Annotated in this window: 13 protein-coding genes; 11 read left to right on the plus strand and 2 right to left on the minus strand. The window is 46.2% G+C overall.

What is annotated here, in order from left to right; translation table 11 throughout:
• Positions 1-265: 265 nt before the first annotated feature.
• On the plus strand, positions 266-901 hold the full coding sequence (locus B7360_RS21840) for a tetratricopeptide repeat protein (RefSeq protein ID WP_005387944.1): 636 nt from the start codon (positions 266-268) through the stop codon (positions 899-901).
• A gap of 80 nt (positions 902-981) precedes the next feature.
• On the opposite strand, the gene hmpA is transcribed toward B7360_RS21840, so the two are convergent.
• Complete coding sequence (hmpA, locus tag B7360_RS21845; RefSeq protein WP_054868295.1) at positions 982-2166, minus strand: NO-inducible flavohemoprotein; 1185 nt, start codon at positions 2164-2166, stop codon at positions 982-984.
• Between the two features lie 157 nt (positions 2167-2323).
• On the opposite strand from hmpA, the gene nsrR reads away from it, so the two are divergent.
• From nsrR to trpS, 5 genes are all read left to right on the plus strand, one after another.
• Positions 2324-2749: a nitric oxide-sensing transcriptional repressor NsrR gene (gene nsrR / locus B7360_RS21850; RefSeq protein WP_085344611.1), complete on the plus strand. Its 426-nt coding sequence runs from the start codon at positions 2324-2326 to the stop codon at positions 2747-2749.
• 115 nt (positions 2750-2864) lie between these two features.
• Complete coding sequence (gene rnr / locus B7360_RS21855) at positions 2865-5369, plus strand: ribonuclease R (protein WP_085344612.1); 2505 nt, start codon at positions 2865-2867, stop codon at positions 5367-5369.
• Positions 5370-5439: 70 nt separating this feature from the next.
• Positions 5440-6186 carry a 23S rRNA (guanosine(2251)-2'-O)-methyltransferase RlmB gene (rlmB, locus tag B7360_RS21860; RefSeq protein WP_005395369.1) on the plus strand — a complete coding sequence of 249 codons (747 nt, stop codon included), beginning with the start codon at positions 5440-5442 and terminating at the stop codon, positions 6184-6186.
• 99 nt (positions 6187-6285) lie between these two features.
• A complete protein-coding gene (locus tag B7360_RS21865) occupies positions 6286-6972 on the plus strand; it encodes a phosphoglycolate phosphatase (RefSeq protein WP_085344613.1) in 687 nt (228 codons plus the stop codon).
• A 115-nt stretch (positions 6973-7087) separates the two neighbouring features.
• Complete coding sequence (gene trpS, locus B7360_RS21870; RefSeq protein ID WP_053807770.1) at positions 7088-8104, plus strand: tryptophan--tRNA ligase; 1017 nt, start codon at positions 7088-7090, stop codon at positions 8102-8104.
• A 54-nt stretch (positions 8105-8158) separates the two neighbouring features.
• Here the strand turns inward: trpS and B7360_RS21875 are convergent, their stop codons facing one another.
• Positions 8159-8533, minus strand: coding sequence for a hypothetical protein (locus tag B7360_RS21875; protein WP_012841336.1), 375 nt, complete (start codon positions 8531-8533; stop codon positions 8159-8161).
• 546 nt (positions 8534-9079) lie between these two features.
• Between B7360_RS21875 and B7360_RS21880 the strand changes: the two genes are divergently transcribed.
• From B7360_RS21880 to astD, 5 genes are all read left to right on the plus strand, one after another.
• A complete protein-coding gene (locus B7360_RS21880) occupies positions 9080-12034 on the plus strand; it encodes an ExeM/NucH family extracellular endonuclease (RefSeq protein ID WP_085344614.1) in 2955 nt (984 codons plus the stop codon).
• Positions 12035-12209: 175 nt separating this feature from the next.
• Positions 12210-12797 (plus strand): aminodeoxychorismate/anthranilate synthase component II, encoded by a 588-nt coding sequence (locus tag B7360_RS21885; RefSeq protein WP_005397690.1) that lies wholly within the window; start codon positions 12210-12212, stop codon positions 12795-12797.
• A 361-nt stretch (positions 12798-13158) separates the two neighbouring features.
• A complete protein-coding gene (locus B7360_RS21890; protein ID WP_005397689.1) occupies positions 13159-14370 on the plus strand; it encodes an aspartate aminotransferase family protein in 1212 nt (403 codons plus the stop codon).
• Between the two features lie 109 nt (positions 14371-14479).
• Positions 14480-15499: an arginine N-succinyltransferase gene (gene astA / locus B7360_RS21895; RefSeq protein WP_085344615.1), complete on the plus strand. Its 1020-nt coding sequence runs from the start codon at positions 14480-14482 to the stop codon at positions 15497-15499.
• A 28-nt stretch (positions 15500-15527) separates the two neighbouring features.
• Positions 15528-16985 (plus strand): succinylglutamate-semialdehyde dehydrogenase, encoded by a 1458-nt coding sequence (gene astD / locus B7360_RS21900; protein ID WP_085344616.1) that lies wholly within the window; start codon positions 15528-15530, stop codon positions 16983-16985.
• Positions 16986-17163: the final 178 nt, after the last annotated feature.

Consider the following 17163-nt stretch of genomic DNA (forward strand, 5'->3'; position numbering starts at 1 on the left):
CATATCAACAAGAAGTATTGCCAGTAAAGGGTTTCCACTCACTCACGCGCAAATAGACATGGTTTTTACTGTATACTCCATCTGGTCGGCTTTTTTGTATCTGAACAAAAAACGGCAGTGATTCTCATATGGCAAATTTTTGCCGCTGAGTCTAAGTCAGAGGCAAAAATTGTCTAAAGCTTAGCTGGTTTTTGCCGATAAGGTTATCAAGCAGAGGAGATCCTTCACGATCTTTGGTTTCTTAGATACCTTAAAGAGTACGTTTATGAAGTTACGAACAGTGGCTGCTTCACTGTTATTGACCTTGGTAGCTACCACAGCGAAAGCCAATGTTGCTGATGTGGGGGCGCCAGTTCCTATCTACACCGAAGCAGAGCTGATAAAGCTTATTGAGCAAAATAAGCACTTACAACGTGTGCGCGCTGATAACTGCCAGCTGGTGGAGGATATCGTTGCTCGTGCGACTCGAATTAACTTGCCCGCTTATGAATTTCTGTACGGCGACATGCTGGCGTGGGGTGTGTGTGTCGAGCAAGATGTCGAACTGGGCCTTTACTACATCGAAAATGCAGCACATCAGGGATTACCTGCCGCGCTAGAGCAGATTGGCCGATACTATTCGCGTGGCACTTTAGTGCAGCAAGATAAAGAGCGAGCAATTCCTTACTTGCGAGAAGCCGCCTCAATGGGAAACCTAAATGCGCGTATTCATTTAGCCGAATTGCTCCTGCGTGATTACGGCAGCCCACTTGATTACGAAGATGCGTATCGTTGGTTATATAACTCTGTCACAGCAGATAAGCGGCAGCATAAGCGTATCACTGTATTGAGAAATGGCCTTGAGCAGCGCATGCCACAAAACGTTATTGCTCGAGCTAAACGGCGAGATACCTTTTGGTAACGCTTCAATATTGCAAACAACTTCATACAACAAAGCCCACGTGACGTGGGCTTTGTTGTTTTCCCGATAGCTGATAGCGCTTAAACCACTTTGTGTGGACCGAAGCATTCGTAATGGAATTGCTCTTGTGGTACGCCAAGTTCTAATAGCTGTTTCGCTACGTGTTGCATAAACCCTACAGGGCCACAGAAGTACACCTGCACGTTATCTTGCTTTAATGCTGCTTCAATTTCATACAGATTGACAAAACCCGTGAAGTGGAAGTCTTCACCTAACTTGTCTTCTGCCGTTGGGTGGTTATACCAAACGAGCGCGTTCATGTTTTCTTTTTCTGCAACGAGCTGGTTCACGTGTTGCTTGAAAGCATGCTGTTGGCCATTTTCTGTTGCATGAACCCAAGTTACAGGTGCTTGATGTGCTGAGAGACTTTCTAGCATGGACAGCGTTGGCGTCAGTCCTACACCTGCAGAAATTAGAACAACGGGTGTTTGTGGTTCGGCATCCATAAAGAAATCACCGGCAGGGGCGGCAAGCTGCACTTTTTCGCCAATGTTCAGGCTATCGTGCAGGAAGTTCGATACTTTTCCGCCTTCTTCACGTTTTACCGAGATACGGTAAGTGTTCTCTTGAACCGCAGAGGATAGGCTGTATTGGCGAATTTCTTGGTTTTCTAGCTGATCACTGTTGATATAGATGCCAAGATATTGTCCTGGTTTATAAGGTGCTACTTTTTGGCCGTCGGTTGGCTTAAACACAAAGCTGCAAATGTGCTCGCTCTCGATTTGTTTATCGACTAACTCAAATTCGCGTAGACCGCGCCAACCGCCTTCTAAAGCTTCATTTTGTTGGTAAATTTGTTCTTCGCGCTGAATAAATACATTCGCAAGTACGCCGTAAGCCTCAGCCCAAGCATCCAACACTTCCTGACCTGGATTAAATAACTCATCAATCGTCGCAAGTAGATGTTTACCAACGATTTGGTACTGATCTTCTGTGATCAAAAAGCTCGTGTGTTTATGCGCAATTTTTTCTACTGCGCCAAGTAGAGCTGGCAAATTTTCAATATTGGCAGCATAGGCGCAGATGGCGTTGAATAGCGCTTCACGCTGATCGCCGTTACGCTGGTTACTCATATTAAAAATATCTTTCAACTCTGGGTTATGAGTAAACATACGTTCGTAAAAGTGCGCGGTCAGTTTTGGTCCCGTTTCGGCGATAAGTGGTGCGGTCGCTTTGACGATCTCGATGGTTTGATTGCTGAGCATATGGGCTTCCTACTTTAAGTTGTATTTATAATGCATGTTTAAAGTTGTATCTCAAATGTATCTTTCGATCAAGAAAAGATTTACACTTTTATCGATAGCTCAAGTTTGGCGTTTTAGTGTCACCAGCGAGTTATTGAGTCGCACTTTGGGAGAGAATATGCAGTTAACGAGCTTTACTGATTATGCGTTGAGAACCTTAATTTTCTTGGCTTCGTTGCCGGAAGATGAGTTAACTAATATCACTGAAGTGACGGATTTATTTGGTGTGTCACGTAACCATATGGTTAAAGTTATCAACCGTTTAGGGCAACTAGGTTATGTCCATACCGTGCGTGGAAAAAACGGTGGTATTCGGCTGATGAAACCTGCTTCTGAAATCACAGTAGGTGGTGTCGTGCGAGATTTAGAGCCGTTAGATTTGGTCAATTGCAGCGTAGATTTTTGCCATATTACCCCTGCCTGTCGCCTCAAAGATAAATTGGCAAAAGCAAAAAGTGCCTTTTTGGCGGAGCTGGATGATTGCACGATCGAATCCTTGCTGAGCGACAATTCTGAGTTGTTGATCTTACTGGCTCGTCCTTAACTCATTTGCACGTCTAGAGTCGATCTCGATCATTCTTTTTTCAAAGCAATTCTGTAGCTTATCGAGAGACTCAGATATACTAGCCATATACCTTCCTTGCTAGATAGGCGTGCCTATGTCAGACAATATTCCAAACGATCCTTTTGCAGATCGTGAATCCAAAAATTACGAAAATCCAATTCCAAGCCGAGAGTTTATCATCGAATTTCTAGAGCAAGCGGGCGTTCCAATGAATCGCAACGACTTGTATGAGGCACTAAAGCTTGAGGGCGAAGAGCAATACGAAGGGTTGCGTCGTCGGCTACGTGCGATGGAGCGAGATGGTCAACTGGTGTTTACCCGCCGTCAGTGCTACGCATTGCCTGAAAAACTTGAAATGGTGAAAGGTTACGTGATTGGTCATCGTGATGGCCACGGTTGGGTGCGTCCAGAAGGCAGCGTCGGCAAGGATGATGATATTCTGTTACCGCACCATCAAATGAAGAACATCATCCACGGTGACTTTGTTTTAGTGCAACCTACAGACAACAGCAAGCGCGGTCGTCGTGAAGGGCGATTGGTTCGAGTGTTAGAGGAGCGTAATGATCAAATCGTCGGTCGTTTCTTCCTCGAATATGGTTATTCCTATGTTGTCCCTGATGACTCGCGTATCAGCCAAGATATTCTGATCCCAAATGAGCACAAAGCGGGTGCACGCATGGGTAACGTGGTCGTGATTGAAATTACTGATCGTGGCTCACGCTCACGTGGCATGATGGGTAAAGTGGTTGAAGTACTTGGTGAAAACATGGCACCAGGTATGGAAACGCAAATTGCGATTCGTACACACCAAATCCCTCACGAGTGGCCAGAGGCCGTCGATAAACAAATCGAAAACTTAGGCGAAGAAGTACCAGAAGAAGCCAAAGTTGGTCGTGTGGATTTACGTGAGTTACCACTTGTGACCATTGACGGCGAAGACGCACGAGACTTTGATGATGCTGTTTACTGTGAGAAGAACAAAAACGGTGGTTGGTGTTTATGGGTAGCGATTGCTGACGTCAGTTACTACGTTCGTCCTGACTCTGCGCTGGATAAAGAAGCCATCAACCGTGGTAACTCGGTGTACTTCCCATCGCAAGTAGTGCCAATGCTACCGGAAGTGCTATCAAATGGTTTGTGTTCACTTAACCCACAAGTTGATCGCTTGTGTATGGTGTGCGAAATGACCATCTCAGAGACGGGTAAACTATCGGGCTACAAGCACTACGAAGCCGTGATGAACTCGCACGCTCGTCTCACATATAGCAAAGTGAGCGCAATTCTAGAAGGGGATGAGGAACTACGTGAGCGTTACCAGCCGCTTGTTTCTCATCTAGAAGAGCTGCATAAGATGTACAAAGTGCTGAAAGAGGCACGAGATCAACGCGGTGCAATCGAATTTGAAACCGTTGAAACCAAATTTATCTTCAATGCGGAACGTAAAATCGAAAGCATTGAGCCAGTAATTCGTAATGACGCGCACAAGATCATCGAAGAATGTATGATTTTAGCCAACATTGCTTCGGCATCGCTGGTAGAAAAAGCGAAAGAGCCTGCGCTCTATCGTATCCACGAATCTCCAGGTGAATTACGCCTGCAAGGTTTCCGTGACTTCTTAAGTGAACTTGGTCTTGAGCTAAAAGGTGGTCTAGAGCCTTCACCAACGGACTATGCTGATCTCGCACGTCAAATCTCTGGGCGTCAAGATCAAGAGTTGATTCAAACCATGCTGCTGCGCTCAATGAAGCAAGCGGTATACAACGCAGATAACGCGGGGCACTTTGGATTGGCACTGAAACGCTATGCGCACTTTACGTCGCCAATTCGTCGTTACCCTGACCTGTTACTTCACCGTGCAATCAAGTATCTGATTGCGAAAGAAGAAGGTCGTAATCAAGATCGCTGGACACCAACGGGTGGCTACCATTACTCATTTGACGACATGGATTTTTACGGCGAACAATGTTCGATGACAGAGCGCCGTGCTGATGATGCAACACGTGATGTTGCGGATTGGTTGAAGTGTGAATACATGCAAGACCACGTCGGTGACGAACTAGACGGCGTGATTGCTAATGTCACTAGCTTTGGCTTCTTTGTACGTTTAACGGATTTGCATATCGATGGTTTGGTGCATATTTCTACCCTTGCGAACGACTACTATCAATTTGACCCGATTGGTCAACGACTTATTGGTGAAAGTTTCGGTAACATCTATCGCTTAGGCGATGCAGTAAAAGTAAAAGTACTGGCTGTTAACCTCGATGATAAGCAAATTGACTTTGAATTGGTCGAAACAAGTCGTAAGCTACGCGGTGAAGGTAAGACTGCGAAGAAACGCGCAGCGGAAGCAAAACGCAAAGCGAAAGATAAAAAACGCGCTGCGACTCGCTCTTCATCGAAAGAAGGTGGCGCGCCTCGCGCAGTTCCTGCGATAGAGCCAACTAAGCGTCCAGAAGAAACGGGCGCAGCGAGTAAGCGCAATGGCCCAAAACGTGATGACGCCGAAGGCAAAAAGAAGCCTAAAGTGAAAAAAGCACGTAAAAAAAAGCCACACAGTAAGCCGAAGAAAACCAAGCGCACTAAAAAAGAAGCGTAGTAGGCTGAAGCGCCAGCTCAGTTCAAACTCGGCTGGCGCAGGCAATACGACCCGAACAACAGGTTAAACAATGAGTAACGAATTTATCTACGGCATTCACGCAGTGAAAGCGGTATTGGAGCGCGAACCAGAGCGTTTTATCGAGGCATACGTTTTAAAAGGTCGTCAAGATGATCGCCTGATGCCAATCCTAAATGATCTTCAGGTTTGTGGTGTCTCTATTCAACAAATGACGCGTAAAACTCTGGATGATAAAGCGCGTGGTGCAAATCACCAAGGCATCATTGCTCGCGTAAAACCAGCAAAACAGCTGAACGAGAACGACATTGATGACATCTTAGCGCAGCATGAATCACCGCTACTGTTAGTGCTGGATGGTGTGACGGACCCGCACAACCTTGGTGCGTGTTTGCGTAACGCAGACGCAGCAGGCGCTGCGGCGATCATTGTACCGAAAGATCGCTCGGCACCAATGAATGCCACGGTAAGTAAAGTAGCATGTGGCGCTGCAGAGGTTGTGCCTTTGATTCGTGTAACCAACCTTGCACGTACAATGCGTACGCTACAGGAAAAAGGGATTTGGTTTGTGGGTACGGCTGGTGAAGCTACGCACGACATTTATCAAGCTAAGCTTACTGGTCCTCTTGCTATCGTGATGGGTGCTGAAGGTGATGGTATGCGTCGTCTTACTCGCGAAACCTGCGATGATTTAATTAAGATCCCTATGGCGGGCAGTGTATCAAGCTTGAACGTATCAGTGGCTTCTGGTATCTGTTTGTTTGAAGCGGTTCGTCAGCGTTTGGCTGCCCAAAAATAAGGCGAGCACACTAAGCGTCGCTGAGTGTGACACTGAGTGACATCAAGATTAAGCACACAGGATGGGGAACCATCCTGTGTTATTTTAGCTAGGGAATTTATGACCCAACAAGATATTAAATTGATTGCTTTTGATCTGGATGGAACACTGCTTGATAGCGTGCCAGATCTTGCCGTAGCGGCCGATCAAGCAGTTCAGGCGTTAGGCTATCCTTCTATATCAGAAGAGCAGGTGCGTGATTACGTTGGTAATGGTGCTGATATATTGATTGGACGTGCATTAAGCCAAAGCATGACCATCAGCAGTGATTTGAGTGATGAGCTGCGTGCTAAAGCGCGTGAGCTGTTTGATGAATACTACAAGCAAAGCGGCCATAAGCTAAGTCACCTTTACCCAACAGTAAAAGAGACGCTTGAAGAGCTACACCAAGCTGGTTTTACGATGGCGATTGTGACGAACAAGCCCTCGAAATTCGTACCAGAAATTCTAGAGCAGCATGACATCGCCAAGTACTTCGTAGACGTATTAGGTGGTGACGCGTTTCCAGAGAAAAAACCAAACCCGGTGGCGCTGAACTGGCTAATGGAAAAGCACCAGGTAAAACCAGCAGAGATGTTGATGGTTGGGGATTCGAAAAACGATATCTTGGCGGCGAAAAATGCGGGTTGTGCTTCATTTGGTTTAACTTACGGTTATAACCACGGCGAGCCCATTTCAGCTTCGAACCCTGACGTAGTGGCGAACCGCCTCGCGGAATTACTGGAAGTCGTCGCTGTTTCTGCATAACGGCAACAAAAGATCTTCCAAAATACTTGTTAATGAGTACACTGAGTAAACCGTGCGCTAAAAGCCGCACGGTTTTTCATTTTAATTAGATTAAGAAGTCAAAGGAATCATTCTAATGAGCAAACCCATTGTATTGAGTGGTGTTCAACCGTCAGGTGAACTAAGTATCGGTAACTACTTGGGTGCTCTACGTCAATGGCAGCAGATGCAAGACGATTATGATTGCCAATACTGTGTAGTAGACCTTCATGCGATTACGGTTCGTCAGGATCCTAAAGCACTGCATGAAGCGACATTAGACGCACTGGCAATTTGTCTGGCAGTTGGTGTTGATCCGAAGAAGAGCACGCTATTTGTTCAGTCACACGTACCAGAGCATGCTCAACTTGGTTGGCTTCTTAACTGTTACACGCAAATGGGTGAGCTGAGCCGTATGACTCAGTTTAAAGACAAATCGGCACGTTACGCGAATGACGTAAACGTGGGGCTGTTTGATTACCCTGTGTTGATGGCAGCAGATATTTTGCTTTACGGCGCACACCAAGTGCCAGTTGGTAGCGACCAGAAACAGCATCTTGAGTTAGCACGTGATATCGCAACGCGTTTTAACAACATCTACTCACCAGAGAGTCCGATTTTTACCGTTCCTGAGCCGTACATTCCAACAGTCAATGCACGTGTGATGAGTCTTCAAGACGCGACGAAGAAAATGTCGAAGTCAGATGATAACCGTAAGAACGTGATTACTCTGCTTGAAGAGCCAAAGTCGATCATCAAGAAGATCAACAAGGCGCAAACAGACACCGAAACCCCACCAAGCATTCGCCATGATATCGAGAACAAAGCGGGTATCGCGAACCTAATGGGACTTTACTCTGCGGCGACAGGCATGAGCTTTGAAGAGATCGAAGCCAAGTACAAAGGCGTAGAAATGTATGGTCCATTTAAGAAAGATGTTGGTGAGGCGGTTGTAGCAATGCTGGAACCAATTCAAGCAGAATACCATCGTATTCGCGCTGATCGTGCTTACATGGATGAGGTAATGCAGCAAGGTGCTGAAAAAGCCTCGGCTCGCGCTGCTGAAACGCTGAAGAAAGCATACAAAGCGGTAGGCTTTGTCGCTCGCCCATAGTCGCTAAGAATAGATTACAAAAGCTCCACGTTGGTGGAGCTTTTTTTATGCTTTTTACTGGAATGGCGTGTCTTTCATGCAACGTTCCATATCGTAATATTCAACACGTCCTCGAGCTCCTAAAAAGGCGGACTTCACCACCATGCCTCTATCAATGAAGTAACTGAGCTGCACGCATGATATATCGTAGCTAAGTTCTTTAATTCTCGCTGGGATCCAGTAGGTTCCTGGTGTTCTTAGACGCTGGGTAAAAGTAATAACACCCTCGTCACTGACCTCTAACTCTTCAATTCCATCCAGCTCATTTTTGGCTGATTCGATGATGTTTTGATTCGCGGTAGGTTGAAGTGGCTCACTGGCGGTCAATTGACATCCCGTTATCAAGCCAAGTAAGAAGAGAGCTAGCGCACTGCGTTGAATTTTTTTCATTTATCGTTCCTGGGTTTACAGCTAATGAGATCTTAATGTCTCGCGCAGGTGTTATATCTTTTGTGTATGAATTTGGCTAGTGAATAAGGAGAAGTTATTGAGCAAATGAGGAAAATTTTGAAGTATGAGGGTCATTCGTAAGAAAAAGCCGAGCGAATAATAGGTGACTTAAGTTTAGACATGGCTATAAAAATGAAAATCAAAGCTTTCTAAATTAGTGATTAATTATATTTTCATTTATAACAAAGTGAGCTTGGTTAATAAGCCACTTCACGAGCGATGTATTTTCTACTCCTTAACATGAAGTGAAAAAATAAACTGAGTAATTAATCTAAATTTTGATTTGTTTATCAATAGCGTTCTGTATTTATTACAAAAAATGTTTGAATGGGATGTTCTGGCATATTTTCTTACATTCACATGTGATTCATTTCACGGCTTTAATTGCTCATTCTTATTTATTTCATAAATAAACCTGATAGTAGACGCAAATGGTAGGCTCTGATCAGAGCTAAGTTTGCATTTACATAAATATCAGGTATGACAATGGACACGTTAATCAAACCCTCAATACTCGCACTAACCATCGCCAGTGCACTTAGCGCAAACGCGAACGCAGAGATTATTATTTCCCAGTATGTGGAAGGCGGCGCTTATAATAAAGCGGTCGAGATCGCCAATACAGGTGATACTGCGGTGACACTCACAGGCTATGAATTAGCAAAATCTTCGAATGGTGGCGGCTCGTGGGGCAGCACTCTTGATCTTAGTGACGTAACGTTACAAGCGAAGCAAGTGTATGTGCTTGCTCATGGCGATGCGAGCGAAGCAATAAAGGCGGTTGCGGATTACACTGATAAAAATGTAGCGAACTTTAACGGCGACGATCCGTTGGCACTTCTTAAAGATGGGGAAGTGCACGATATATTAGGTGTGATGGGGGACGTGGATTTCGCTAAAGACACCACGTTAGTTCGTAACAGTGATGCGCTTACACCTTCAACTACCTACCAATCCACTCAGTGGACAGCCTTACCTAAAGATAATATTGATGGTTTAGGAGAATTAAATACAACTGAGCCACCTGCGCCATTTGCTTGTGAAGTAGATGGACAAGAACCAGCCTTTACCACCATCCAAGAGATTCAAGGTGAAGGTGCTTCTTCTCCATTTATTGATGGCTACCCTTACATCACGACCGAAGATCACTTCGTAACTGGTGTGGTCAGTGCTGTAACAACAGGCTTAACTAAAGGCTTCTACCTGCAAGCACTTGAGAATGATGACAACGACAAGACATCTGAAGGTTTGTTTATTCACACCGATGTTGCCGATACAGAGCTGAAAGCTGGTGATGTTGTTTGTGTGAAAGGGAAAGTTCAAGAGTACTACAGCAACACTCAGCTTTCTTCTGATGCAAACAGTTATGTAAAAACAGGCACATCAAACGCCTCTTTGGTTACTCCGTTAACGATTAAGGAAGGGGAAACACTACGTGATGCACTAGAGCGTCATGAAGGTATGCAAGTTGAACTCAACTCGGCTAGCGAACTTTTCGTTACTCGTAACTTTTCTTACGATTATGACTCTCGACGCAACAACATGATGTTGTCTCATGAAGCACCGTTGTTTAAGCCGACTCAATTGCATGCAGCAGAGAGTGACGCTGCGGTTGCCCTTGCCAAAGAGAATGCGGCCAACCGTATTTACTTGGAATCGGATAGCAAAGCGCCAAATGGTCAAATCCCATATTTCCCAACGTTTGCAAAAGATCTTGACCAAAATGGCTCTTCAGAGCAGCACATTCGCCTAGGCTCTCGTGTCGAAGGCCTGCAAGGTGTCGTGGCTTACAGCTACAACGAGTACCGCCTAATTGCGACCAATGAAGTTGATAGCAGCAACTTTGTCACGTCAGGTGATGACTTTGACGTTGCGCGTAAAGCGGCGCCAGCCATTGCCGATTCTGATTTACGAGTGGCGAGCTTTAACGTTCTTAACTACTTCACTTCGGTTGCTGACAGCGGTCACGACAACCCAACCGGGCAAAATCGTGGCGCGACAAACCTTGATGAGTTCTTGATCCAGCAAGCGAAAATCGTTTCAGCAATGAATAAGATGGACGCGGACATCATTGGCTTGATGGAAGTAGAAAACAACGGCTTTGGTGATGGCAGTGCTATCCAAAACTTGGTTGATGCTTTAAACGCTGAGATTGATGACGTGGAAGATCATTACACGTATGTCGAAATCGAAGAGCAAGATAAATACCAAGAGGAATACTTTGGCAGTGATGCGATCATGGTGGCGATCTTATATCGTGCTAACGCAGTAACACCAAAAGAAGCAGCAAAAGTCATTGTGACGCCAGAGCAACACATTGCAGAGAACACCATTACTCGTAAAGAGGGCACAGAAAGTAACCCTGCTTACGACAAGTACCAACGCCATAGCTTATTACAGACCTTTACAGTGAAAGAGACTGGCGAAGATCTTTCAGTGGTCGTGAACCACTTTAAATCGAAAGGCTCTGAATGTATTGAAGAGTGGATTGCTGGTGTAGAAGACTCAGAACCCGCGGATCTGCAAGGTAACTGCAACAACTTCCGTGTTTCTGCTGCGAAAGTCGTTGGTGAAGCGCTGAAAGATATTGATGGCGATGTGCTCGTCATGGGCGATTTGAACGCTTACGGCAAAGAAGATCCGTTACTTACCCTCACTGATTACTCAAAAGAGAAATACGGCCGTGATATCTACACTGCCGCTTACACAGCCATTGGTGGCGGTGAGCTTCAAGTAGAGAAAACCAAGATTGAAAAAGGCTACGGTCTGCACAATTTAAACACCTTGCTGCATGGCGCTGATACGTTCTCGTACACCTATTCAGGTGAATTGGGGAACTTGGACCATGCATTGGCAAGCAGCAGTTTAGCGCAAAAAGTGGTGGCGATTGAAGACTGGCACATCAACTCTCTAGAAAGTAACTTGTTTGAATACAGCAGCAAATACACGGGTGACATGCCGAAGTACAAAGATGCGTTCTCAGCGTCTGATCATGATCCAGTGATTATTGCTATTGATTTGCCAGATGATGATATCGATTTACCGAAAGCGGGTGAAAACTTAGCTATTGATGTACGTCTACCACCAACTGCGGTTGCGGGCGATATTGTGACAGTGAACTTAACAGCATCCACACAAGCGGCCGCGACAAGCAGTGATGCAAAAGTTTACTCGGCTAGCCAAACCTTGACTCAAACTGACATTGACGCACGCAGCGTGAATATTGAGTTTGAACAAGCGCCAGAACAAGGTAATTACCAGTTAGAAGAGAAAGTGACAGACTCGACAGGCAACGTCGTTAAGTTTAGCTCTGTTCGTGATGTTTCAATGACGCAAGCCGAAACGGGTGCAGAAGGTTCGAAGGATTCAGATGGTGGTTCGTTTGGTTTTGGCGCGCTACTCGCGATGCTTGGACTTGGCTTACTACGTCGCCGCAACTAAGCCTTTGTCTCCTAAAATACAGCTGTAAAGACCAAAGGCCAGCCGATGCTGGCCTTTTTATTGCACAAAGACTTGCCTTTCTAGTTTGGTGTTGCAAAATACCGCCCTTAATTGTCGCAAACCAGACAATCATCTCTTAAGTCTTGCCTAAACGGATTGGAGCAGCTGACACTCTATGTTGTTGATCATCGATAACTACGATTCTTTCACTTACAACCTCTACCAATACTTTTGCGAGCTTGGCGCTAGTGTAAAAGTCGTGCGTAACGATGAAATCGACATTCAAGGGATTGAAGCGTTGAACCCAACTCACTTGGTGATCTCACCTGGACCGTGTACGCCAAACGAGGCAGGTATCTCTCTACAAGCTATCGAATACTTCGCTGGTAAGCTTCCAATATTGGGTGTTTGCCTTGGTCATCAAGCGATAGCGCAAGTGTTTGGTGGGGAAGTCGTGCGCGCTCGACAAGTAATGCATGGGAAAACGTCACCTATTCGTCACAATGGTCGTAGTGTGTTTAAAAATCTGAATAACCCACTCACGGTAACCCGTTATCACTCTCTCGTGGTGAAAAACGGTACGTTACCCGATGTGTTTGAACTGACCGCATGGACTGAGCTGCCGGATGGAAGTATGGACGAAATCATGGGTTACCAACATAAAACCCTGCCAATTGACGCAGTGCAGTTTCACCCAGAATCGATCAAAACAGAGCAAGGTCACGAGTTGCTCGCGAACTTTTTAGCACGTAAAGCGATCTGATCGCGATCACTTTTCTTAACAAATCATTCATCTTTTTGCCGAGGTGAGTGGATTGCAAAACTATGCGGTTCATTCTGGCCTCTTTGTCTATTCATGTCTTTTTAAACCTTCTATCCCCTGTATTACATAACATTTATAAAAAATCGCTTCTCTATTTTACTTTCTTGATGCATAAATAGTCATAAGCAGTGATTAATGGAAGTTGCTTTCGAGAACGAAAAGAATAAATCACTATTGAAATGGTTAATTAAATGTAAATACAATGCCGCAATAGCTTAAATGCAAAACATTATTTGCTGGCAAAGAGAGCCGGTTAAATTCGCTTATCTGCTACGCATGCGGTATCAAGAAGGAATGTGCAATGACAACGGAAATTAAAGTAGAGCGCGGTTTATTCGATGAGGTAATGGTACCTTGCTATAACCCGATGGAAATGATCCCTGTTAAAGGTGAAGGTTCACGTGTTTGGGATCAGGAAGGTAATGAATATATCGACTTTGCTGGTGGTATTGCAGTGAGCTGTCTTGGCCATTGTCATCCAGTAATGGTAAACGCATTAACAGAGCAAGCTAACAAGCTGTGGCACTTAAGTAACGTGATGACGAACGAACCAGCACTTCGTCTGGCGAAAAAGCTAACAGAAGTGAGCTTTGCTGAGCGCGTATTCTTTGCTAACTCTGGCGCAGAAGCGAACGAAGCGGCACTTAAGCTGGCACGTCGTTACGCTGCTGACGTACATGGTGCTGAGAAATCAGAAATCATCGCATTCAAACAAGGTTTCCACGGTCGTACGTTCTTCACCGTAACGGTTGGTGGTCAAGCGGCTTACTCTGACGGTTTTGGTCCTAAGCCTGGTGACGTTACCCACTTACCTTACAATGATATCGAAGCACTACAGGCACACATGTCTGATCGCACATGTGCGGTGATGATGGAGCCGCTACAAGGTGAAGGCGGTATCGTGCCACCAACGCCTGAGTTTGCTCAAGCAGTACGTGAGCTGTGTGACAAACACAACGCGCTACTGATCTTCGATGAAGTGCAAACCGGTAATGGTCGTACAGGTAACTTCTACGCTTACCAAGGTTTAGGTATTACACCTGATATTCTAAGCACCGCGAAATCACTCGGTGGCGGTTTCCCAATCGGTGCAATGCTGACTACTGCAAAATTAGCAGAGCACATGAAAGTCGGTACGCACGGTTCAACATACGGCGGTAACCCACTCGCGTGTGCTGTAGCAGAAGCAGTTGTGAACGAAGTTACTAAGCCTGAAGTGTTGGCTGGTGTGCTAGAACGCGAAGCGATGTTCCGCGAAGGTCTAGAGAAGATCAATGCTAAGTACAACATCTTCTCAGAAGTGCGCGGTCAAGGCCTATTGCTTGGCGCTGCACTGAATGAAGAATGGCAAGGCCGCGCACGTGATGTTCTCGTCGCTGCAGGCAAACAAGGTCTCATGGTATTGGTTGCGGGTGCCAATGTCGTACGTTTCACACCATCACTCGTTATCACACAACAAGAAATTGAAGAAGGCTTGGCGAAACTGGATAAAGCGATTGCGACTTTAGTTTAAGCGCGATATCAGTTTCAACGTCAACGCAGACACCCCCGTCAAGGATCTCTGATGGGGGAATTGTTCCTACAATATAGTTAGGATCTTCTTGCATCTGGAGGGAGTATTGATGCTAGTAGTTCGCCCTATCGCGATGTCGGATTATGACGCGCTGCACACTTGTGCGGTGGAGTCTGGTCACGGATTTACATCTCTACCGGTTAACGAAGAACTGTTAACCAATCGAATCAAACACTCAGAGTACAGCTTTGGTAAGCCAGATGTGGCAGAACCAGGTGATGAAGGCTACCTGATGGTCGGCTTTGACTCTGAAACGGGTGAGGTTGCGGGTACCACCGGAATCGAAGCATCTATCGGCTGGGATGTCCCATTTTACTCGTATCACATTAGTAAAGTGGTGCACTCGTCACCAAAGCTTGGCGTCAATAATGTCGTCAAACTGCTTACTTTTGGTAATAACTACACGGGTAACAGCGAAATTTGTACCTTGTTCTTGCGTGAGAAATTCCGCCAAGGTCTGAATGGTCGTCTAATGTCGAAGTGTCGTTTCCTCATGATGGCTGAGCACCCAGAGCGTTTCTCTGAAACGATCTTTGCGGAGATGCGTGGTGTTTCAGACGACGAAGGCAACTCGCCGTTCTGGCAATGGTTACAAGAGCATTTCTTCTCCATCGATTTCACGCTTGCGGATTACCTAACAGGTATCGGCAAGAAAGGTTTTATTGCTGACTTAATGCCGAAGCTGCCTATTTACATCAACCTGTTGAGTCCAGAAGCGCAAGCGGTCATTGGCCAAGTGCATGACAATACTCGCCCAGCATTAAAGCTGCTTGAGCGTGAAGGCTTCACTAACCGTGGCTACGTGGATATTTTCGATGCGGGTCCAACCGTTGAATGTGACTTACGCAATATTGAATCGGTACGTCACTCGTTCCGTGCGCAAGTGAAAATTGCACAACATAGCAGTACGCAAGACTTCTTGATGTGCAACTCATCGTTCGAAAACTTCCGCGCAGCAGTCACCAAAGCGGCGTATGACCCTGAAACACAAAGCGTCATGATCGCACCAGACGTTGCGGATGCACTTTTGGTTGAGGAAGGGGATTTTGTTCGCCTTCTTCCGCAGTAACAGACGACAGAATTTAAGGATAGAAACAATGACACATTGGATTGCAGGTGAATGGGTACAAGGTCAGGGTGAAGCATTTACGTCTCTGTCACCTTACAACCAAGAAGTGATCTGGCAAGGCAACGGTGCAACGGCAGAGCAGGTGAATCAAGCGGTATCTGCAGCGCGTGAAGCGTTTATTGACTGGAAAAAACGCCCATTTGCAGAGCGTGAAGCGATCGTGTTGGCTTTTGCTGAGAAAGTAAAAGAGAACAGCGAGAAAATCGCCGAAGTCATTGCCAAAGAAACTGGTAAGCCAATTTGGGAAACGCGCACTGAAGCAGCGGCAATGGCAGGTAAAATTGCCATCTCTATTCGTGCTTACCATGACCGCACCGGTGAAGCGAGCCGTGAAGCGGCGGGCAACCAAATTGTGTTGCGTCATCGCCCACTGGGCGTGATGGCGGTATTTGGCCCATATAACTTCCCTGGTCACCTACCAAATGGTCACATTGTGCCTGCGTTACTAGCGGGTAACACCGTTGTGTTCAAGCCATCCGAGCAAACGCCTTGGACTGGCGAGCTAGCTATGAAACTTTGGGAAGAAGCAGGTCTGCCGAAAGGCGTGATCAACCTTGTCCAAGGTGCGAAAGAAACCGGTATTGCGCTTGCTGATGCGAAAGGCATTGATGGCGTACTGTTCACGGGCAGCGCGAACACGGGGCATGTATTGCACCGTCAATTTGCGGGTCAACCAGGCAAGATGCTCGCACTAGAAATGGGTGGTAATAACCCGATGGTGATCTCTGATAAATACGGTGATTTGGATGCCACGGTGTACACCATCATCCAGTCAGCGTTTATCAGTGCTGGTCAACGTTGTACGTGTGCTCGTCGTTTGTATGTGCCATTAGGTGAGAAAGGCGATGCGCTTATCACCAAGCTCGTCGAAGCGACACTCAATATTCGCGTAGACCAACCATTTGCAGAGCCTGCGCCATTTATGGGGCCGCAAATCTCCGTTGCCGCAGCCAAGTTCATTCTCGATGCACAAGCGAACCTACAATCACTTGGTGGTGAAAGCTTGATTGAAGCTAAAGCAGGAGAGGCGGCGTTTGTTTCTCCGGGCATTATTGATGTAACGAACATTGCTGAGCTACCAGATGAAGAGTACTTCGGTCCACTTCTGCAAGTGGTGCGTTACGAAGGGCTAGAAAAAGCCGTAGAACTGGCGAATGACACGCGCTTTGGTCTCTCTGCTGGTTTAGTTTCAACTGACGACCAAGAATGGGAATACTTCGTTGACCATATTCGTGCAGGGATCGTGAACCGTAACCGCCAGCTCACAGGTGCAAGTGGTGATGCGCCATTTGGTGGCCCTGGTGCGTCAGGTAACCTACGTCCAAGCGCTTATTACGCAGCAGACTACTGTGCGTACCCGATGGCATCAATGGAAGGTCAAGAGACTATCTTGCCTGCAACATTAAGCCCAGGTGTGGCGCTATAAGTTTTAATAACAGAGTCGCAACCATGTATTGCGGCTCACCTTGCCGGCGAATCATTTAGGTATGGGTTGTAGTGATCGTTGGCAGAACACGGAAAGTGAGCAAAGACTCGGAAAAGCGTGTTGACTGACTGGCATTTACCGTCACAGGTTGATGGCTGCTCGTTCATTATTCTGGACA

Origin of the sequence: Vibrio sp. ArtGut-C1, assembly GCF_002105475.1 — a bacterium.
GTDB lineage: Bacteria > Pseudomonadota > Gammaproteobacteria > Enterobacterales > Vibrionaceae > Vibrio > Vibrio diabolicus.

Coding starts and splice junctions, on each gene's coding strand:
- B7360_RS21840 (WP_005387944.1), top strand. CDS start 266: ATGAAGTTACGAACAGTGGCTGCTTCACTGTTATTGACCTTGGTAGCT.
- hmpA (WP_054868295.1), bottom strand. CDS start 2,166: ATGCTCAGCAATCAAACCATCGAGATCGTCAAAGCGACCGCACCACTT.
- nsrR (WP_085344611.1), top strand. CDS start 2,324: ATGCAGTTAACGAGCTTTACTGATTATGCGTTGAGAACCTTAATTTTC.
- rnr (WP_085344612.1), top strand. CDS start 2,865: ATGTCAGACAATATTCCAAACGATCCTTTTGCAGATCGTGAATCCAAA.
- rlmB (WP_005395369.1), top strand. CDS start 5,440: ATGAGTAACGAATTTATCTACGGCATTCACGCAGTGAAAGCGGTATTG.
- B7360_RS21865 (WP_085344613.1), top strand. CDS start 6,286: ATGACCCAACAAGATATTAAATTGATTGCTTTTGATCTGGATGGAACA.
- trpS (WP_053807770.1), top strand. CDS start 7,088: ATGAGCAAACCCATTGTATTGAGTGGTGTTCAACCGTCAGGTGAACTA.
- B7360_RS21875 (WP_012841336.1), bottom strand. CDS start 8,533: ATGAAAAAAATTCAACGCAGTGCGCTAGCTCTCTTCTTACTTGGCTTG.
- B7360_RS21880 (WP_085344614.1), top strand. CDS start 9,080: ATGGACACGTTAATCAAACCCTCAATACTCGCACTAACCATCGCCAGT.
- B7360_RS21885 (WP_005397690.1), top strand. CDS start 12,210: ATGTTGTTGATCATCGATAACTACGATTCTTTCACTTACAACCTCTAC.
- B7360_RS21890 (WP_005397689.1), top strand. CDS start 13,159: ATGACAACGGAAATTAAAGTAGAGCGCGGTTTATTCGATGAGGTAATG.
- astA (WP_085344615.1), top strand. CDS start 14,480: ATGCTAGTAGTTCGCCCTATCGCGATGTCGGATTATGACGCGCTGCAC.
- astD (WP_085344616.1), top strand. CDS start 15,528: ATGACACATTGGATTGCAGGTGAATGGGTACAAGGTCAGGGTGAAGCA.